This is a genomic window from Thalassospiraceae bacterium LMO-JJ14 (assembly GCA_021555105.2).
GTDB lineage: Bacteria > Pseudomonadota > Alphaproteobacteria > Rhodospirillales > Casp-alpha2 > UBA4479.
The window spans coordinates 3,286,770-3,305,717 of record CP134604.1 but is presented as its reverse complement, the minus strand read 5'-3'; the positions used below and the strand labels follow the sequence as shown (position 1 = coordinate 3,305,717).

The window sequence follows — 18,948 nt, the reverse complement described above, 5'->3', positions numbered from 1 at the left end:
GCCGTACATGATTGAAGTGTTCCCGTTCGATGGTTTGCCGACCCCGGTTCTGGGGCTGGGCCGCAGTGGCCTGGCGGCGGCGCGTGCGCTTTATCGCGGCGGCGCCGAGGTCTGGGCCTGGGACGACAACGAGGACTCTCGCAACCGTGCCGCCGAGGAAGAAGGCATCGAGATCGTCGATCTTGCGACCATCGACTGGCGCGAGGTGACGTCTCTGATCCTCAGTCCCGGCATTCCGCATACCCATCCGAAACCGCACCCGATTGTCCGCATGGCGCGAGACGCGGGCTGCGAGATCATCGGCGACGTTGAACTGCTGGCGCGCACGCAGCGTGACGCCGCCTATGTCGGCATCACCGGCACCAACGGCAAGTCGACGACGACGGCACTGATCGGGCATATCTTTCAGGTTTCCGGCCGGGAAGCGGAAATCGGCGGCAACCTCGGGATGCCGGCCTGCGCGCTGGAACCGTTGGGACCGGACGGGACCTATATCCTCGAGATGTCGTCGTATCAGCTGGAACTGACGTTCTCGATCACCTTCGATGTTGGCGTTTTGCTGAACATCAGTGCCGATCATCTGGAGCGGCACGGCGGGATGGACGGTTACATCGCCGCCAAGCGGCAGATTTTCCATCGTCAGACCAAGCCGCGAACAGCGGTCATCGGTATCGATGACGATTTCAGCCGGAGAATCTACGAAGAGCTTTACGAGGCCGACGAGCAGCTCGTCGTCGGTATTTCCGCCAAGGAGCGGGTGCACGGCGGCGTTTATGTCATCGACGGCATCCTGCATGACGACACCGAAGGCAAGGAAACGCCGGTCATGGACCTGAAGACGGTGGCCAGTCTGCAAGGCGTGCACAACTGGCAGAACGCGGCCGCCGCCTATGCAGCGTGCAAGATGACCGGGATTGCGCCGCACGCGGTGATGGCCTGCATCAACAGCTATCCGGGCCTCGTGCACCGCCAGGAGCCGGTCCAGATCGTCGACGGCGTCGGCTTCGTCAACGATTCCAAGGCCACCAATGGCGATGCGGCTGCCCGCGCGTTGGCGTGTTACGACGATATTTACTGGATCGCCGGTGGCCGGCCCAAGGAAGGCGGGCTCATGGCTTGCGCCCCGTATCTCGATCGGGTCCGCAAGGCGTTTCTCGTCGGCGAGGCCGCATTGCAGTTTTCCCAGGAACTCGACGGCAAGGTGCCGTTCGTCATGTCCGGTGACATCGAAACCGCGACCCGCGATGCATTTCAGGAAGCCAGGAAATCGGGCCTGCCGGGCGCCGTGGTGCTGCTGTCGCCGGCATGTGCCTCGTTCGACCAGTTCTCCGATTTCGAAGCGCGCGGCGACGCGTTCAAGGACGTCGTCGAGGCGCTGCCCGGCGAACACATGGATCCGTTCGAGGAACCGGGCGTGTTCCCGGGATCGCGGGGTGCCGCATGAGTGCGCTGCATCGTACCGATACCAGTCTGCTCGGCAAATGGTGGTGGACCGTCGACCGCTGGACCCTTGCCGCCGTCGCGCTGCTGTTGGCGTTCGGCGCGGTGATGACGCTCGCCGCTTCGCCCGCCGTGGCCGAGCGCATCGACGTCGGATCGTTTCATTTTATCAAGCGCCAGGCGGTTTTTTTAAGCCTTGCCGCATTAACCATCTTTGGTGTTTCGCTGATGTCGCTGAAGGGGGTTCGCAGGCTCGCCATCCTGTGTACGCTGTCTTCGCTGTTCCTGATGCTGCTGACGCTTTTCTTCGGCGCCGAGATCAAGGGCGCGACGCGCTGGCTGTCGATTGCCGGGTTTTCGCTGCAGCCGTCGGAATTCGTCAAGCCGGGGATTGCCGTGGTGGCTGCCTGGCTGTTCGCGCGCCAGCGCATGGATGAACGCTTCCCCGGTTTCCAGATGTCCATCGCCGTCTATCTGGTGACGGTGGCGATCCTTTTGATGCAGCCGGATGTCGGCATGACCATCGTCGTTTCCGTGGTCTGGGGCACGCAGTTCTTCGTTGCAGGCCTGCCGCTGATTTTCGTCGCTATGATTGCCGTTCTGTTTATCGGCGCCGGGATCGGCGCGTACTTTACTTTCGATCACGTGCAGCTTCGTGTGGACAGGTTTTTCGGTCCGGATGCGGATATCGGCTATCAGGCTTCGCGCGCGATCGAGGCTTTTCAGCGCGGCGGTATCGCCGGCCGCGGACCGGGCGAGGGCCGGGTCAAGGAAGTGCTGCCCGATGCGCATGCCGACTTCATCTTTGCCGTGACCGGCGAGGAATTCGGTCTGCTGGCCTGCCTGATCCTGGTCGGCCTGTTCGCCTTCGTCGTGCTGCGCGGTTTCGGGCGGGTCATGAAACGCGACGACCTGTTCGTTCTGCTTGCCGTCACCGGCCTGCTGTCGCAGTTCGCCGTGCAGGCGCTGATCAACATGGCATCGAGTGTTAGCCTGATCCCGCCGAAGGGCATGACGCTGCCGTTCATTTCCTACGGCGGCTCGTCGACGCTGGCGCTCGCCGTCGGCATGGGGATGGTGCTGGCGCTGACCCGCGAACGGCCAGAGACGGGAGGTGGCGGATATGACCGCTGATCGCCTGATCGTTCTCGCCGCCGGCGGTACCGGCGGGCATGTCTTCCCGGCGGAAGCACTGGCGCGCGAACTGATCGGGCGCGGCCATCGTCTGGCGCTGCTGACCGACCGCCGGGGCGATGCCTATGGCGGCGCGCTGGGCGAAATCGAGACGCATCAGATACGGGCCGGCGGCATTGCCGGCAAGGGACCGCTGGCGAAAATCCGCAGCATCGCCGAGCTTGGCCTGGGGACGTTGCAGGCGCGCGGGCTTTTGAAACAGATGCAGCCAAGCGCCGTCGTCGGTTTCGGCGGCTATGCTTCGATCCCGACCATGATGGCGGCAAGCCTGGCCGGGATGCCGACGGTCCTGCACGAACAGAACGCCATTCTCGGCCGCGCCAACCGGCTGCTTGCCGATCGCGCCAAGGCCATCGCCGTATCGTTCCCGGAAAGCCGGGGCATTCCGCAAAGATCGCACGGCAAGGTGACGCATACCGGCATGCCGGTCCGCAGCCGTGTGCTGGCGGTGCGTGACACGCCGTATCCGAGTTTCACCGACGGCCGGCCGTTCAACATTCTGGTGCTGGGCGGCTCGCAGGGCGCGCGCATCCTGAGCGAGGTGATTCCGCAGGCCGTCTCCAAGCTGACGGACCAACTCAAGGGCCGCCTGCATATTACCCAGCAGTGCCGCCCCGAAGACCTTGAAGAAGTGCGCGGTACTTACAAGCGGCTCGGGATCGATGCCGTGCTGGACAGTTTCTTCGACGACGTGCCGGAACGGCTGGCGGCGGCGCATCTGGTGATCGCGCGGTCCGGCGCCTCTACGGTCGCCGAACTGCTGGCGGTCGGCAGGCCGGCGCTGTTGGTGCCGTACCGCTATGCCATCGACGATCATCAGTCCTTGAATGCGCACGCGGTCGACGAGATCGGCGCGGGCTGGCTGATCCCCGAGACCGACTTTACCGAAGACAGCCTGGCTTCAAGACTGCAATCCATGTTCGGCATGCCGATGGTTCTGGAAAAAGCCGCCGCGGCGGCACGCCAGGCCGGGCGCCCCGATGCCACGGAACGGCTGGCGACACTGGTCGAAGAAACATTGCGCGGCGAAAACGGCAGAGACGAAAGGGCCGCGGCATGAGATCGATCCCCCTGAACATCGGCACGCTTCATTTCGTCGGCATCGGCGGCATCGGCATGAGCGGAATCGCCGAAATCCTCAAGAATCTCGGCTACACCGTGCAGGGTTCCGACATCGCCGAGAGCGCCAACGTCAAGCGGCTGCGCGATCTGGGTATTCATGTCGCCATCGGCCACGCGGCGGAAAACATTGCCGACGCCTCGGTCGTCGTCATTTCGTCGGCGGTCAAGGCCGACAACCCGGAAGTTCGTGCCGCACGGGAAAAACTGATCCCGGTGGTGCGCCGTGCGGAAATGCTGGGCGAGTTGATGCGGCTCAAATGGTCGATCGCCATCGGCGGTACGCACGGCAAGACAACGACCACATCCCTGATCGCCGCAGTGCTGGAAGCCGCAGACATGGACCCGACCGTGATCAACGGCGGTATCATCAATGCATGGGGCAGCAATGCCCGGCTCGGCGACGGCGAATGGATGGTCTGCGAGGCCGACGAGTCCGACGGCACGTTCCTGAAACTGCCCGCTGCGATTGCCGTCGTCACCAACATCGACCCCGAGCACTTGGACCATTACGGCAGCTTCGATGCGCTGAGAAAGGCGTTCGTCGATTTCGTCGAGAACATTCCGTTTTACGGGTTCGCGGCGCTGTGTATCGACCACGCCGAAGTCCAGGCGATGATCCCGCGCGTATCGGACCGCCGCATCGTCACCTACGGTTTCAGCCCGCAGGCCGATGTTCGCGCCGCCAACGTCACGATCGATCCCGACGGCACCACCTTCGACGTGACGATTTCGGATCGTAAAACCGGGGAAAGCCGGGAAATCAAAAGCCTCAATCTCGCCATGCACGGGCTGCACAACGTGCTGAATGCGCTGGCGGCAGTGGCCATCGGCTCGGAAATGGGGCTCGCCGACGATGTGCTGAACAAGGCGCTGAGCGGTTTCGAGGGCGTCAAACGCCGCTTCACGCATACCGGCACCGTCGACGGCATCACCATCATCGACGATTACGGCCATCACCCGGTCGAGATTGCCGCGGTTCTGAAAGCGGCCCGCGAAGTCGCCGAAAACCAGGTCATCGCCGTTGTGCAGCCGCACCGCTATACACGGCTCCGCGATCTGTTCGAGGATTTCTGCACCTGCTTCAACGCCGCCGATGCGGTGATCGTGACCGAAGTCTATCCGGCGGGCGAATCGCCGATCGAGGGCGTCAACCGGGATTCACTCGTCGCCGGTCTGCGTGAACGCGGGCACCGGACCGTGATCGCACTGGAAAATTCAAGCTCGCTGGCCGAGACCGTAAATGCCATCGCCGGTGCCGGTGATTACGTGGTGTGCCTGGGGGCGGGCAGTATTTCGGCGTGGGCCAATGCGCTGCCGGAAGAACTGGAACATCTGCGCGGCAAGGGGCGGGAGGCGGCGAATGATGGCGGCTGAGCGCAATACCCCGCATCTGATCGATCGCATGCCCGTCGTGCGCGGACGGCTGCGCGCCAACGAGCCGATGGCGCGCTATACCTGGTTCAGGGTCGGCGGCCCGGCCGAGGTACTGTTCGAGCCGGCTGATTTCGCCGATCTGGAAACCTTCCTGTCGCATAAGCCTGCGGATTGCCCGCTGACCGTGATCGGCGGCACATCGAACATTCTCGTTCGCGACGGCGGTATTCCGGGCATCGTCATTCGTCTCGGCAAGGCCTTTGCCAGCATCGAAATCGAGGGGAACCGCATCCACGCCGGGGCCGCGGCGGCGGATATGAATGTCGCGCGCCGCGCCGCCGAGGCCGGCCTGACCGGGCTGGAGTTCCTGGTCGGCATTCCCGGCACCGTCGGCGGTGCACTGCGCATGAACGCAGGCGCGTACGGCGTCGAAATCTGCGATGTCTTTGAAACTGCGACGGCGCTGGATGCCGACGGCAGGATCCGAACTCTGGATGCGGCGGCAATGGGCTTTACCTACCGCCATGCCGATGTGCCCGAAGACTTGATCTTCACTGGTGCGGTGTTCAACGCGACACCCGGCGACGCCGAAATTATTCAGGCGCGTATGAAGGAAATCCAGGATCAGCGCGAACGCTCGCAGCCGGTCCGTGAAAAAACCGGCGGATCGACTTTCGCCAACCCCTGGGGGAACAAGGCCTGGGAGCTGATCGACGCCGCCGGCTGCCGGGGGCTCAGGGTCGGCGGCGCGCAGGTGTCGGAGGCGCACACCAATTTCCTGATCAATACCGGCGATGCGACGGCGGGCGACCTGGAAAGCCTGGGCGAGGAAGTGCGCCGCCGCGTGATGAAAAATTCAGGTGTCGAACTGAAATGGGAAATCCGCCGGTTGGGCGTTCCCGGCAACAACGGCCCCCGGGAGGTTGAGCGATGACGAGACACGTAGCGGTACTGATGGGCGGCTGGTCGGCGGAACGCGAGGTCTCGCTGGCGAGCGGCGCTGCCTGCGCCAAGGCGCTCAAGGAAGCCGGTTTCGATGTCACGCCGATCGACGTGCAACGCGATATGGGGGCACTGATTACGCGGCTGTATCCCAAGCCGGACGCCGTTTTCAACGCGCTCCACGGCCGCTGGGGCGAAGACGGCTGCGTACAGGGATTGCTGAACATTTTGAATATTCCGTACACGCACTCGGGGTTGATGGCCTCGGCGCTGGCCATGGACAAGCCGATGGCCAAGCAGTTGTTCGAGGATGCCGGGCTGCCGGTCGCGAAACACGTGGTCGCCAGCGAAGAGGATATCCGTGCCGCCGATCCGATGCCGCGCCCGTATGTCATCAAGCCCTGTAACGAGGGCTCCAGCGTCGGCGTTCATATCGTTCGTCAGGGCGACAATGCGCTCAGCTTCGAAGGCACCGGCTGGCCGCACGGTGATCGGGTCATGGTCGAAGAGTTCATCGAAGGCCGTGAATTCACCGTTGCCGTGATGGGCGATCGGCCGCTCGCCGTCACCGATATTTCAACGGAACGAAATTTTTACGATTACGAGGCTAAATATGTAACGGGGGGATCGAAACATGTGATTCCCGCCGACATCGATCAGGGGACCACAGATGCCTGTCTTGACTATGCATTGCAGGCGCATCGGGCCCTCGGATGCCGGGGTGTTTCCAGGGCCGACTTCCGATACGACGGGGAACGGCTGTATCTCCTGGAAGTCAATACGCAACCCGGGATGACGGCGACGTCGCTGGTGCCCGAGCAAGCAGAGTACGTGGGCATATCCTTCCCCGAACTGGTGACCTGGATGGTCGATAACGCGGAGTGCGATGCATGATTTTTGCGCGTAAGCAAAAGAAGAAAGCCGAAGCGCAGGGAACTCGCTCGCAGCCGCGTCCGCGCGTCCGCCCGTTATGGCGCCGCACTTGGTTTATTCCTTTAATCGGTGCCGTGATCATGGGGACCGCTTCGGGCGCGGGTTGGTGGGCGATTTCGTCGGGCAGCGCCGAACGGCTTTATGACAGCGCGCGCTGGTCGGCGATTTCGGCGACGGCTTCAATGGGCTTTAGGGTGCAGGAAGTCATGGTCAGCGGCCGTCAGCAGACGAAACGCGACGTGCTGATCAAGGCGCTGAACGTTTCACGCGGCGCCCCGATCCTGGCTTTCGACATTCTCGAAGCGAAGGGACGCCTGGAGGCGCTGCCGTGGGTTCGCGCCTCGACCATCGAGCGCATGCTGCCCGATACCATTCTTGTCAGCATCGTCGAGCGCGAACCGCTGGCACTGTGGCAGAAAGACGAGAAGTTGCATCTGATCGATGCCGAAGGCGCGGTGATCGAGACCGAAAACCTTGAGCCTTATGCCGACCTGCTGGTCGTCGTCGGCGCGGGGGCCGAGGCGCAGGCCTCTGCCCTGATCGCGATGATCGGCTCCGAACCGACGCTGATGACGCAGGTCAAGGCCGCGACATGGGTCGGCGAACGGCGCTGGAACCTGCATCTCAAGGGTGGCATCGACGTGCGTCTGCCCGAAGACGACGCCCAGGGGGCATGGGCGCGGCTGGCGACATATCACCGCAATCACCGGGTTCTGGACAAGAACGTGACGGTTCTGGATTTGCGAATCCCGGACCGGCTGATTGTCAAGACCGGGCCCAAGGGTAGCGGCCAGGAAACATAACGGGGCAATTATCCGGGAAGAACCCGGTGTTTTGAGTTGGGAACGAGAGAGTGACACGAATGAAACGAAACGGCGCAACGCTGAAACCGAGATCGGGGTTTGTCGCCGCGCTTGATATCGGCACCACGAAGATCTGTTGCCTGATTGCCAAGCCAAACGTGGAACGCGGTCCCTATGGCACGGGCGGGCCGAAGATCGTCGGCATCGGCACGCACCAGGCACACGGCATTCGCAATGGCGCCATCGTCGATATGGACGCCGCCGAGCACGCCATTCGCGCCGCCGTCGAACGCGCCGAACAGATGGCCGGTGACAACATCGAGCGTGTCGTCATCAATGTTTCCGTCGGTAAGCCGAAATCGAAGCTGGTGGCGTGCGATGTTTCCATCGGCGGCCACGGAATTACCGAACACGACATGCGCCGGCTGTTGGATCCGGCGGTGCTTTTGAAGGACATGCCCGAAGACCGCGAAATCGTCCACAAACTGCCGGTCGGCTTCAGCGTTGACGGCAATCGCGGCGTCCGCGACCCGATCGGCATGTTCGGCGAAACGCTGGGCGTCAACGTTCACGTGGTCACGGCGCAGACGGCGCCGCTCAGAAATCTGCATGCAGTTGTCGAGCGTTGTCATCTGCATGTCGATGCAATGGTCGTCTCGCCGTTCGCTTCGGCGCTGGCGTGCCTTGTCGACGATGAAAAGAAAATGGGTGCGGCGTGTATCGATATCGGCGGCGGCACCACCGGCATCGCGCTGTTCTTCGATGGCGAGCTTGTGCACACCGACATCATTCCCGTCGGCGGCAATCACATCACCAACGATATCGCGCGCGGCCTGTCGACCCCGTTCGGTCACGCCGAGCGCATGAAAAATCTTTACGGCACATGCCTGGCGTCGGCATCCGACGACGCCGAGGTGATCCAGGTGCCGCTGGTCGGCGAAGACGACGAGACCGGCACCGTGCAAGTGCCACGCTCAATGCTGGTCGGCATCATCCGTCCGCGCGTCGAGGAAATTCTCGATCTGGCGCACGAGCGTCTGGAGAAAGCCGGGTTCGCCCAGCTTGCCGGGCGTGTCGTGCTGACCGGCGGGACGTCGCAGCTGACCGGCATGGTGGAAATGGCCTCACAGACGTTTTCGCATCACGTCCGGCTGGCCTGTCCGCGCCCTATCGAGGGACTGGCCGAAGCTGTCGCCGGGCCGGCGTTCTCGGCCGCTTCGGGGCTTTTGCAGTACGCCGTCGCCGTCGCCGAAGTGCCAATGGAGACGGACATGAACATGGCGCAGCCGCCGTCCGGGTTGCTGGGCCGCATCGGGCATTGGTTAAGGGAGAATTTTTAACATGAGTATTAACAACAAGGAATTCCGGCGTCCCCGCATATTCACGCGGGGAAACGAGGTCACCAGGTCACATCAAACCGATAGGAGCGGAGGTTGACATGAGTATCAATATTAGCGTCCCCGGGGGCGGAGATACCTCGGAACTGAAGCCGCGCATCACCGTACTCGGTGTTGGCGGCGCCGGCGGCAATGCCGTCAATAACATGATCGCCAAGGAACTGCAGGGCGTCGATTTCGTCGTTGCCAACACCGATGCGCAAGCTTTGGTCCGGGCCAAGACGGACCGCCGCGTGCAGCTTGGCGCAGACGTCACCGAAGGTCTCGGCGCCGGGTCACGTCCCGACGTCGGCCGGATCGCGGCCGAGGAAAGCCTCGACAAGGTGATGGCCGAACTCGAAGGCGCGCACATGGTCTTCATCGCCGCCGGTATGGGCGGCGGCACCGGCACCGGTGCGGCCCCGGCCCTCGCCAAGGCCGCCAAGGAACGCGGCATTCTGACCGTCGCCGTGGTCACCAAGCCGTTCCAGTTCGAAGGTTCGCACCGTATGCGCATCGCCGAGGCCGGTATCCAGGATCTGGAAAGCTTCGTCGATACGCTGATCATCATTCCGAACCAGAACCTGTTCCGGATCGCCAATGAAAACACCACTTTCGCCGATGCCTTCGCGATGGCCGACGAAGTGCTGTATTCGGGCGTGCGCGGCGTCACCGATCTGATGACCATGCCGGGTCTGATCAACCTCGACTTTGCGGATATCCGCTCGGTCATGGGCGAGATGGGCAAGGCGATGATGGGCACCGGCGAAGCATCCGGCGAACGCCGTGCCATGGAAGCGGCGGAAGCGGCGATCAACAACCCGCTCTTGGACGATTCCTCGATGCAGGGCGCCAAGGGCGTGCTGATCAACATCACCGGCGGCATGGACATCACGCTGTTCGAAGTCGACGAGGCAGCGAACCGTATCCGCGACGAAGTCGACAACGATGCGCACATCATCATCGGTTCCGCCTTCGATAAGGAACTCGACGGTCTGATGCGTGTCTCCGTGGTGGCGACGGGTATCGATTCGGTGGCGGCAGAACAGCCGCGCCCGCAGGTGCTGACCGTCAGCGAAACGCCGCAGGTTCGCCAAATCAAACCGGAGATCAAACCGCAAGCGCCGCAAGCCGGTGAAGCCCCGGTGCGCCGGGTTCCGGCGGCCCAGCCTGCCGCCGCAGAAGCCGGTGACGCCATTGAAGCTGAATCCGCGATTCAGGCGGTTGCCGAGGAAGCCGCAGATACGGCCCCCGAGACCGACAAGGCCCCGGCCTTCGAGATCAAGGATGCGCCGCGTCCTGCCGCTGCCGCTGCCGAGGAGGAATCCGACGAGGCGGCTGCCGAGGATGACGTCAAAACCGTTGCGGAAGACGATGCCGGGATGCCGGCTGAAGGCGAAACCACCGACGATGCGGAAGCCCCGAAACCCGCTGCGGCTGCCGAAGAACCGGCACCGGTTGCGGCCGCTGCCGCCGAAGCGCCGGAAGTCCATGCCGCCGCGACCCCGACAGTCGGTGCGACGGATGCCTTTATTCCGAAGCCGGCTGTGGGTCTCGAAGGCGATACCCGCGAAATTGCCGAAAAAGCGGATCCGATGGCGGAAGCCGATCTGATCAACGGCGGCAAGGAACCGGAACAAAAGAAACCGGCGAAATCCAAATCCAGCCTGTTCGAGCTTGTGACTGGCACCGGTAAGGCGGCCATCGACCGCGTGACGGGTGGCCAGCGGGCGGAGCCGGCAGCACCGCGTGACAACGGTGAGCCGAAAGCGGAACGGATGATGACGCCGAGCGGGGGCGGCAGCCGCGCCGCCGTCGGGCAGTCCGCACCGCAGGCGATGCCGCAGCCGACACTTGGCGGTCTCGATCCGGAAGACCGTATCCAGGAAGTTGCCGAGGACGAGGATGACCTGCTCGACATCCCGGCTTTCCTGCGCCGGCAGGCCAATTAAGGCCTGAAGGCCCGCAAGGCCGCTGTGCGGTCCGGCGGAACGAATCGCTCCTATCGACGGGAGAGGGGTGCCTTCGGGCGCCCCTCTTGCCGTTTACGGAATGGGGCATCTGTTTCAGATGAAGAATAAGTAACTGTTTTTAAAGATGAAAAACGTAACAATCGGAAACAAATGTTGATTTGAGTGGAGCAGGCCCGCTTGCTACACACATCATCAACAATCTACAAAGATTTTAGGGGCGCATGACGCTCGGGGGTTACTAAAAATATGTTCGATCAGCAAGTTTCAGCCGCGATGACAGGGTCTGACGTAAATGAACCGGTGGTTCGTCAACGCACGCTGAAATCTCCGATCAACTGCACCGGGGTCGGCCTCCACTCCGGGAACAAGATTTCCATGACCATGAAACCGGCGCCGGTCAATTCGGGCGTGGTTTTTCGCCGCACCGACATCAGCGGTGCAGGCGCGGTCATTCCGGCGCGCTGGGACCATGTCGTCGATACGCGCCTGTGTTCGGTGCTCGGCAATGAAGACGGGGTCACCGTGGGGACGGTCGAACATGTGATGGCGGCCCTTGCCGGCTGCGGCATCGACAATGTCGAAATCGAGATCAATGGCCCGGAAGTGCCGATTATGGACGGCAGTTCCGAGCCTTTCGTGTTTCTCATCGAATGCGCCGGAATCGTCGAACAGGATGCGCCGCGCCGCGTGATCCGCGTGCTCAAGCGCGTTGAAGTCTCCTACGGCTCCGGTCATGTTGCGATTTCGCCTTGCGATACCCAGATCATCGACTTCGAGATCGACTTCGACAGTTCTGTCGTGAACCGTCAGGAAATGAGCCTGAAGGTCGTCAACGGCGCCTTCCGCAAGGAGCTTTCCAAGGCCCGCACCTTTGGTTTCCTGCACGAAGTCGAAGCATTGTGGGAAGCGGGACTGGCCAAAGGCGGCTCGCTCGATAACGCCATTGTCGTCGGCCACGACGGCATTATGAACGAAGACGGCCTGCGCTATGACGACGAATTCGTGCGTCACAAGGTGCTGGATGCGATCGGCGACCTGTATCTCGCAGGCGCCCCGATCATCGGCCGTTTTGAAGGTGTGTGCTCCGGTCACGCCGCCAACAACAAGCTGCTGCGCACGCTGCTCGCCGACGAGAGCGCCTGGACCTGGGATGTGCTGAGCGGCGATGCGGTGAATCTGGCCGTCGACGGCGGCATTCAGGCCGAACAGATGGCCGTCGCCGGCTGATTTCTGCCGGCCCGGCGGGCCGATTTCCCACGTAATCGTCAAGACACGCCATCGGCGGTGCTTTTTCCCGTACATATCCGGATTTCAGGCCGCTAAAGACGTCTCAGCCCTTGCGGATTTGCGCCCCGGACGTGATATACTCCGTACAGGTTTCAGCCCTTGATCTTGACGGGAATGACATACCGATGGCGCGTTTTTACCGCTCATTGAAACTGACGGCAGCAGCGGCCCTTGTCGCTGCAACGACGGCGGCGTGCTCCACGACGGAAGAGCCGGACTATGTCGAGCGCCCGGTGTCGAACATCTATAACGGCGCCATGAACCTGATGCAGGAAGAGCGTTATAAGGACGCGGCGCGCGAGTTCGACGAAGTCGAGCGGCAGCACCCGTATTCCGTCTGGGCGACCAAAGCGCAACTGATGGCAGCCTATTCCTATTACCAGAGCAACCGCTACGATGACGCGATCATCGCGCTCGACCGGTTCACGCAGTTGCACCCGGCGAACCGCGATGTCGCCTATGCGTACTATCTGAAGGCGCTTTGCTATTACGAGCAGATTTCCGATGTGGCGCGGGATCAGAAGATGACGGAATTGTCGCTGAATGCCCTGAGCGAGGTCATGAAACGGTTTCCGGAATCCCAGTACGCCCGCGATGCCAAGATCAAGGTCGATCTGACTTACGATCACCTCGCCGGTAAGGAAATGGAAATCGGCCGCTATTACCTGAAGCAGAAACATTATCTGGCGGCCATCAACCGTTTTCGCACCGTGGTTGAGAAGTATGAAACCACGACGCACGTTCCGGAAGCGCTGCACAGGCTGACCGAAGCCTACATGGCGCTCGGCGTCACCAGCGAGGCGCGTAAGACCGCCTCGGTGCTGGGACACAATTTCCCCAGCAGTGAATGGTACACCGACTCGTATTACCTGTTCGAGGGCAAGCCGGTCGCCGAGCCCGAGGAAAAGCCCTGGTACAAGGTTTGGTAATCACGGTGCGCGACCGTCGCCAGGAGCCCGCCCGAGCATGTTGACCCGCCAGCCATGTTAACACGACTGTCGATACGAAATGTGGTCCTGATCGACAAGCTCGATCTGGATTTCTCTGCCGGTCTGGCGGTGCTGACGGGCGAAACGGGGGCCGGCAAGTCGATCCTGCTCGATGCACTGGGATTGGCGCTTGGTTACCGGGCCGAAGCGCGGATGCTGCGCAAGGGCGCGGATCAAGCTGTCGTCAGCGCGGTTTTCGAAGTCCCCGCCGGTCATCCGTCGCGCAGTGAACTTGAAGTAAACGGTATCGACGCCAGCGACGATCTGCTGATCTTGCGCCGTGTGCTCGGCGACGACGGCCGCACCAAGTCTTTCGTCAACGATCAGCCGGTCAGTGTCGGGCTTTTGAAGCGTGTCGGCGAACATCTGGTGGAAATCCATGGCCAGTTCGAAACCCAGCGCCTTTTGGATCCGGCCGGCCACCGCGCGCTTTTGGACGCCTATGGCGGTTTTGACGGTCTTGTCGGTGACGTTGCCGCACGGCATGGGGTGCTGCGCGATCTGCAGGCATCCCTGTCCGCCGCCGAGGAAGCGGCCCGCATCGCCAAAGACAACGAAGACTTCCTGCGTCACGCCGTTGACGAATTGCGCGCCATGGCGCCCCAGCCCGGCGAGGAAACGGCGCTCGCCGAACAGCGCCGCATGCTGCAGCATGGCGAACAGATTTCAGCCGCCATCTCGCTTTCGTCGCAGGCCATTACCGGCGACGGCGGGGCGGAGGAGAAGCTGACCCGCGCCCTGGGCGAAATCGAACGCGCCGCGGCCAAGGCCGGCGGCAGGCTGGACGAGACCATGGCCGCATTGCAGCGCGCACTCAGCGAAGTTGCCGATGCCAGCGGATTTCTGGAGCGCGCCGAAAGCGATCTGGAAATGGATCCGCAGGAGCTTGAGCAGGCCGAGGAACGGCTGTTCGCGCTGCGCGCCCTGGCCCGCAAACACCATGTCGACGTCGACCAACTGGCCGATGTGCAGGAAAAGCTCGAAGCCGACCTTGCCGATATCGATGCCGGCGGTGAAACCGTGACGCGCCTCAAGGCGGAACTGGAAGCGGCCAGGAAAGCTTACCGCGATGCGGCCGGGAAACTCAGCGCGGCGCGCGCCAAGGCGGCGAAAAAGCTCGATCAGGCGATGGCCGGGGAACTGGCGCCGCTGAAGCTCGGACAGGCCCGCTTCGAGACCGGTATTCATCCCCTCGACGAGGATAAATGGGCGGCGCACGGCATCGACCGGGTGGCCTTTGCCGTCGCCACCAATCCGGGCAGCGAACCGGGGCCGTTGAACCGCATTGCGTCGGGGGGCGAACTGGCGCGTTTCATGCTGGCGCTCAAGGTGGTGCTGGCAGAAGCCGACCCGGTGCCGGTTCTGGTTTTCGACGAAGTGGACGCGGGGATCGGCGGGGCCGTCGCCGCGGCGGTCGGCGAGCGGTTACAGCGGCTGGGCACGGGGGTGCAGATTTTCGTCGTCACGCACTCACCGCAGGTCGCGGCCAAGGGTGCCAGGCATTTGTATGTTCGCAAGGGCGGCGACAGTAAGAACGTCAAAACAGAAGTGGTCGCGCTGGACGGTGACGCGCGCCGCGAGGAAATCGCCCGCATGCTGTCCGGCGAGACGGTGACCAGTGAAGCACGCGCCGCGGCCGACAGCCTGTTGAAGGGGGCGGCGGCGTGAGCGGTAAGAACGAGTTGCGCGATATTCCGGTCGATCAGTTGCTGGAACCGGATGCGGTGGTCGAACTGGAGGCGCTGGCCCGGGAAATCGCCGAGCACGATGCGGCTTATTATCAGAAAGATGCGCCACACATCAGCGATGCCGAGTACGATGCGCTGCGCGCGCGCAACGAAGCGATCGAGGCCCGGTTCCCGAAACGGGTCCGCGATGACAGCCCGTCCAAGCGGGTCGGTGCCGGAGCGGCGCAGGGCTTCGGCAAGGTGAGCCACAACCCGCCGATGCTGTCGCTCGGCAATGCTTTTTCTGAAGCCGACGTCGTCGAGTTCTATGATCGTATCCGCCGGTTTCTCAGTCTCGGTGTGGACGAGCCGGTGGTCATCGTTGCCGAGCCCAAGATCGACGGCCTGTCGGTTTCGCTGCGATACAAGAACGGCAAGTTCGTGCAGGGCGCGACCCGGGGCGACGGTCGCGAAGGCGAGGATGTGACGGCCAACCTCAAAACCATGGCCGAGGTACCGGAAACGATCGACAATGCGCCGGCGGAAATCGATATTCGCGGCGAAGTCTATATGTCGAAAGCCGATTTTCTCGCTCTGAACGAACGCCAGGACGAAGCCGGCGCCAAGGCCTTCGCCAACCCCCGGAACGCGGCCGCCGGTTCGTTGCGCCAGAAGGACCCGTCAGTCACGGCAGCGCGCCCCTTGAAGATTTTTACCTATGCCTGGGGCTATGTCAGCGGCGTCAGTGCTCAGGGTTACGGCGGCGCCATCGACTGGCCGGACCAGTGGTCATTTTACGAACGCCTGAAGGCATGGGGTTTCCCGGTCAATCCCTATGCACGGGTATGCAACGGCATTGATGAGACCATGGCGCTTTATGAGAAGCTCGGCGTCGAGCGGGCGTCGCTGGACTACGATATCGACGGCGTCGTCTACAAGGTCAACCGGCTCGACTGGCAGGAACGCCTGGGCTTCGTCAGCCGTGCGCCGCGCTGGGCCGTGGCGCACAAATTCCCGGCTGAAAAGGCGACGACACTGGTCCACAAGATCGATATTCAGGTCGGCCGCACCGGCACCCTGACTCCGGTCGCGCACCTTGAACCGATTACGGTCGGTGGTGTCGTCGTGCAGCGGGCGACCCTGCATAACGAGGACTATATCCATGAAAAGGATATCCGCGCGGGTGACCGCGTGCTGATCCAGCGGGCCGGCGATGTTATTCCGCAGGTCCTCGAGGTGGATCTGTCGGCCCGGCCCGACCCTGCGCCTGCGCCGTTCAAGATGCCGGAAAGCTGCCCCGAATGCGGCAGTCTTGCCGTGCGCGAAGAAGGCCAGGCCGCGTGGCGCTGTAGCGGCGGTCTGATCTGTCCGGCGCAGGCGGTCGAACGGCTGAAACATTTCGTGTCGCGCGATGCCTTCGATATCGAAGGTCTGGGCGGCAAGCATATCGAGGCGTTCTGGCAGGAAGGGCTGCTCAAGACACCCGGCGATATTTTCCGCCTGGCGGACATGCGCGATGACATCGCCGGCCGCGAGGGATGGGGCGGCAAGTCCGCCGATAACCTGCTCGCCGCCATCGACGCGCGGCGGCGTATCGAGTTGCCGCGGTTTATCTATGCCCTCGGTATCCGCCAGATCGGTCAGGCGACGGCGCGGTTGCTGGCCAGCCGATACGCCAGCATGGAAAACTGGCGGCGTCAGATGATTGCGGCCGCGGACCACGAATCCGAAGCTTACGCCGAACTGATCGACATCGACGGGATCGGACCGGCCATGGCCGACGACCTGATCGGGTTTTTCAAGGAGGCGCATAACCTGCAGGTTCTTGACGATCTGCAGAAGGCACTCGATATAGAGGACTTCGTCGCTGCCGATACGTCCGGTTCACCGGTCAGCGGCATGACCCTGGTTTTTACCGGCAATCTGGAAGCGATGAGCCGATCCGAGGCCAAGGCCAGGGCAGAATCCCTGGGCGCCAAGGTTGCGGGCTCGGTTTCCGGGAAAACCGACATCGTCATCGCCGGACCGGGTGCAGGGTCGAAACGCAAAAAAGCCGAAGAACTTGGGGTGAAAGTCATCACCGAAGAGGAATGGCTTGAAATACTGGTTGGCGGTGATCCTCAATTGCAACTTTTATGATGCAACTTTATAAAAGAATAGCCGGTTATATTGAATTGTGCGTGCCGTCACATTCTTAAATTTGGTATAATCCCATATTACGTGCAGTTATTGCTCCAAGGAGGACAACGAATGCCCCACCCAACAGACGTTCATGTTGGCCACCGCCTCAGAGAGGTGCGGATTATGCGTGGCCTGACGCAAACTCAACTTGGCGAACGTCTCGGTATCAGCTTTCAGCAGGTACAGAAATATGAGAAAGGCACCAACCGAATCGGCTCAAGCCGCCTGTGGGACATGTGCGGAATTCTCGATGTACCGGTCAGCTTTTTCTTTGAAGGACTTGCCGACGAGAAATCGGAAGACGAAAAGATTTCTCGCCGCGCTTTGCAGCTTGCCAAGGAACTGGATCGTATCGCGGACGACGACGTGAAGACCAATTTCCTGCAGCTTCTGAAAGTCTATAACACCAACTGATATGCTGACATGATCCTGGGGGGCTAGGATCGTTGCGTTTTCAGAATGTGATCGAGATGCTGCTCGCTATCCCGGCATGGCTGAAGCTGTGGCTGCACGGTCTTGACCGCTCAGCGCACATGGGACGGTATTTCTTCTGTGCGGTGAACCCGCAATTGAGCTCAGGAAAACGTGCCGGTAATCGCGTTCAGGTTTTCCGGGTCGGCGTGCACGGCCCATTCGACCTTGTCGGCATGGGCACGGAAAACCGCCGTCACCAGTGTGCAGCCGTAATCGTCGCCGCCGTCACCGGGGCGCCGCAACACGCTTTCCTCGCCGTCTGCGCCGCGTTTGAAGAGGACATTTTCCGCCTGTTTCGGATCGCCGCCTTCGGCCAGGTAGGCGTCGACCGCCGTTTGCCGGTAATCGGAGGACGCGGTCACGGTCTGGCCCAGTTTCGCGAAGTGCGCATCCAACAGATGATTGGCATGGCCGACGGCGCCGTCCACGGTATGAATGACGCTCGCCGAGGCCGGGGCTTCGATGGACATCGGCGTTTCGATCCCGCGCATGGCGATGGCGTGATGGAACCCCGACGCCCGATCCGGGCGGCGCAGGTGCGCGATCACGTCCGCGATGTTTTCCGCTTCAAGCACCGCGCGGCAGATGAAGTGGCGCGGGATGCCCGGCTTCAGGTCGTCGGCGCGGACGTTGTTGATGGTCTGCACCAGACCGGCGTCGGTGACGGCGACGCTGTGCCCGGCCAGCATGCCGGGATAAAGATAACTCTCGAACGCGGGGGCATCGTCGGGCCGCGCCCTGAGCCAGTAGCGGTGCGCCATGAAATCGCCGGATCCGTCTTCGTTATGGGCAATGACGGCGGGAATGCCGTTGGCGAAATCGCCGGCCGAGATCACCGTCGTGCAGGCGTCCGCCATGGCATCGAGGCGTGCTTGCGCGCTCTCCGGCGGAAAGCGGAGATCGCCGCGGCAATTCCACAGGAACAGGGTCTCGGTGTCGGTACCGATGGCGGCGGCCATGGCGTCGAGTTCGCGCATATGGCGGGGATAAGCGCCGGCGGCGGCGTCTCTGAGCGCTTTCAGGTAATCGCTGCCGGCGAAGTGTTTCTGTGTTTCCCTGAATTCGATATTGCGCATCACGGCTTCATTGAACGAGGCGGCGACGGCGCTGCCGATGGCGTGGCCCAATTCGGCAGGGCTGCCCGCGGCATCGATGATTTTGAGGTTATTATTCGTGGTTGAGGTCATGGCTTA

Annotated in this window: 15 protein-coding genes; 14 read left to right on the top strand and 1 reads right to left on the bottom strand. The window is 62.3% G+C overall.

Going from position 1 to position 18,948, the window contains the following annotated elements; genetic code table 11:
* Positions 1-7: 7 nt before the first annotated feature.
* The 14 genes from murD to L2D14_15590 all read left to right on the top strand — a co-directional run bounded on the left by murD (position 8) and on the right by L2D14_15590 (position 17,695).
* Positions 8-1,444: a UDP-N-acetylmuramoyl-L-alanine--D-glutamate ligase gene (gene murD, locus L2D14_15655; protein WNJ99293.1), complete on the top strand. Its 1,437-nt coding sequence runs from the start codon at positions 8-10 to the stop codon at positions 1,442-1,444.
* The gene (locus L2D14_15650) at positions 1,441-2,574 is read left to right on the top strand and encodes a putative peptidoglycan glycosyltransferase FtsW (protein ID WNJ99292.1); all 1,134 of its coding nucleotides are present in this window, start codon (positions 1,441-1,443) and stop codon (positions 2,572-2,574) included. Before murD ends, L2D14_15650 begins: the two co-directional genes overlap by 4 nt.
* On the top strand, positions 2,564-3,694 hold the full coding sequence (gene murG / locus L2D14_15645; GenBank protein WNJ99291.1) for an undecaprenyldiphospho-muramoylpentapeptide beta-N-acetylglucosaminyltransferase: 1,131 nt from the start codon (positions 2,564-2,566) through the stop codon (positions 3,692-3,694). Before L2D14_15650 ends, murG begins: the two co-directional genes overlap by 11 nt.
* Positions 3,691-5,130, top strand: a complete 1,440-nt coding sequence (gene murC / locus L2D14_15640) for a UDP-N-acetylmuramate--L-alanine ligase (GenBank protein WNJ99290.1) — start codon at positions 3,691-3,693, stop codon at positions 5,128-5,130. The genes murG and murC overlap by 4 nt, the downstream gene beginning before the upstream one ends.
* Positions 5,117-6,064 carry a UDP-N-acetylmuramate dehydrogenase gene (gene murB / locus L2D14_15635; protein ID WNJ99289.1) on the top strand — a complete coding sequence of 316 codons (948 nt, stop codon included), beginning with the start codon at positions 5,117-5,119 and terminating at the stop codon, positions 6,062-6,064. The genes murC and murB overlap by 14 nt, the downstream gene beginning before the upstream one ends.
* On the top strand, positions 6,061-6,966 hold the full coding sequence (locus tag L2D14_15630) for a D-alanine--D-alanine ligase (GenBank protein WNJ99288.1): 906 nt from the start codon (positions 6,061-6,063) through the stop codon (positions 6,964-6,966). The genes murB and L2D14_15630 overlap by 4 nt, the downstream gene beginning before the upstream one ends.
* The gene (locus tag L2D14_15625; GenBank protein WNJ99287.1) at positions 6,963-7,808 is read left to right on the top strand and encodes a cell division protein FtsQ/DivIB; all 846 of its coding nucleotides are present in this window, start codon (positions 6,963-6,965) and stop codon (positions 7,806-7,808) included. Before L2D14_15630 ends, L2D14_15625 begins: the two co-directional genes overlap by 4 nt.
* Positions 7,809-7,867: 59 nt before the next feature.
* The gene (ftsA, locus tag L2D14_15620; GenBank protein WNJ99286.1) at positions 7,868-9,148 is read left to right on the top strand and encodes a cell division protein FtsA; all 1,281 of its coding nucleotides are present in this window, start codon (positions 7,868-7,870) and stop codon (positions 9,146-9,148) included.
* Between the two features lie 98 nt (positions 9,149-9,246).
* Positions 9,247-11,136 carry a cell division protein FtsZ gene (gene ftsZ, locus L2D14_15615; protein WNJ99285.1) on the top strand — a complete coding sequence of 630 codons (1,890 nt, stop codon included), beginning with the start codon at positions 9,247-9,249 and terminating at the stop codon, positions 11,134-11,136.
* A 267-nt stretch (positions 11,137-11,403) separates the two neighbouring features.
* Positions 11,404-12,384 carry a UDP-3-O-acyl-N-acetylglucosamine deacetylase gene (gene lpxC / locus L2D14_15610; protein ID WNJ99284.1) on the top strand — a complete coding sequence of 327 codons (981 nt, stop codon included), beginning with the start codon at positions 11,404-11,406 and terminating at the stop codon, positions 12,382-12,384.
* Positions 12,385-12,569: 185 nt separating this feature from the next.
* Complete coding sequence (locus L2D14_15605; GenBank protein WNJ99283.1) at positions 12,570-13,373, top strand: outer membrane protein assembly factor BamD; 804 nt, start codon at positions 12,570-12,572, stop codon at positions 13,371-13,373.
* Positions 13,374-13,427: 54 nt separating this feature from the next.
* Entirely contained in the window at positions 13,428-15,101 is a 1,674-nt protein-coding gene (gene recN / locus L2D14_15600) for a DNA repair protein RecN (GenBank protein WNJ99282.1), read from the top strand.
* Positions 15,098-17,239 carry an NAD-dependent DNA ligase LigA gene (ligA, locus tag L2D14_15595; GenBank protein ID WNJ99281.1) on the top strand — a complete coding sequence of 714 codons (2,142 nt, stop codon included), beginning with the start codon at positions 15,098-15,100 and terminating at the stop codon, positions 17,237-17,239. The genes recN and ligA overlap by 4 nt, the downstream gene beginning before the upstream one ends.
* 111 nt (positions 17,240-17,350) lie before the next feature.
* Positions 17,351-17,695 (top strand): helix-turn-helix transcriptional regulator, encoded by a 345-nt coding sequence (locus L2D14_15590; protein WNJ99280.1) that lies wholly within the window; start codon positions 17,351-17,353, stop codon positions 17,693-17,695.
* A gap of 161 nt (positions 17,696-17,856) precedes the next feature.
* On the opposite strand, the gene L2D14_15585 is transcribed toward L2D14_15590, so the two are convergent.
* Positions 17,857-18,942, bottom strand: a complete 1,086-nt coding sequence (locus tag L2D14_15585; GenBank protein ID WNJ99279.1) for a C45 family peptidase — start codon at positions 18,940-18,942, stop codon at positions 17,857-17,859.
* Between the last annotated feature and the right edge of the window lie 6 nt (positions 18,943-18,948).

Bases quoted from the DNA above. Each gene is read 5' to 3' on its own strand.
- L2D14_15585 (WNJ99279.1), bottom strand. From the start codon at position 18,942: ATGACCTCAACCACGAATAATAACCTCAAAATCATCGATGCCGCGGGC.
- recN (WNJ99282.1), top strand. From the start codon at position 13,428: ATGTTAACACGACTGTCGATACGAAATGTGGTCCTGATCGACAAGCTC.
- ftsZ (WNJ99285.1), top strand. From the start codon at position 9,247: ATGAGTATCAATATTAGCGTCCCCGGGGGCGGAGATACCTCGGAACTG.
- L2D14_15630 (WNJ99288.1), top strand. From the start codon at position 6,061: ATGACGAGACACGTAGCGGTACTGATGGGCGGCTGGTCGGCGGAACGC.
- murB (WNJ99289.1), top strand. From the start codon at position 5,117: ATGATGGCGGCTGAGCGCAATACCCCGCATCTGATCGATCGCATGCCC.
- ftsA (WNJ99286.1), top strand. From the start codon at position 7,868: ATGAAACGAAACGGCGCAACGCTGAAACCGAGATCGGGGTTTGTCGCC.
- lpxC (WNJ99284.1), top strand. From the start codon at position 11,404: ATGTTCGATCAGCAAGTTTCAGCCGCGATGACAGGGTCTGACGTAAAT.
- murD (WNJ99293.1), top strand. From the start codon at position 8: ATGATTGAAGTGTTCCCGTTCGATGGTTTGCCGACCCCGGTTCTGGGG.
- L2D14_15625 (WNJ99287.1), top strand. From the start codon at position 6,963: ATGATTTTTGCGCGTAAGCAAAAGAAGAAAGCCGAAGCGCAGGGAACT.
- murG (WNJ99291.1), top strand. From the start codon at position 2,564: ATGACCGCTGATCGCCTGATCGTTCTCGCCGCCGGCGGTACCGGCGGG.
- murC (WNJ99290.1), top strand. From the start codon at position 3,691: ATGAGATCGATCCCCCTGAACATCGGCACGCTTCATTTCGTCGGCATC.
- L2D14_15605 (WNJ99283.1), top strand. From the start codon at position 12,570: ATGGCGCGTTTTTACCGCTCATTGAAACTGACGGCAGCAGCGGCCCTT.
- L2D14_15650 (WNJ99292.1), top strand. From the start codon at position 1,441: ATGAGTGCGCTGCATCGTACCGATACCAGTCTGCTCGGCAAATGGTGG.
- L2D14_15590 (WNJ99280.1), top strand. From the start codon at position 17,351: ATGCCCCACCCAACAGACGTTCATGTTGGCCACCGCCTCAGAGAGGTG.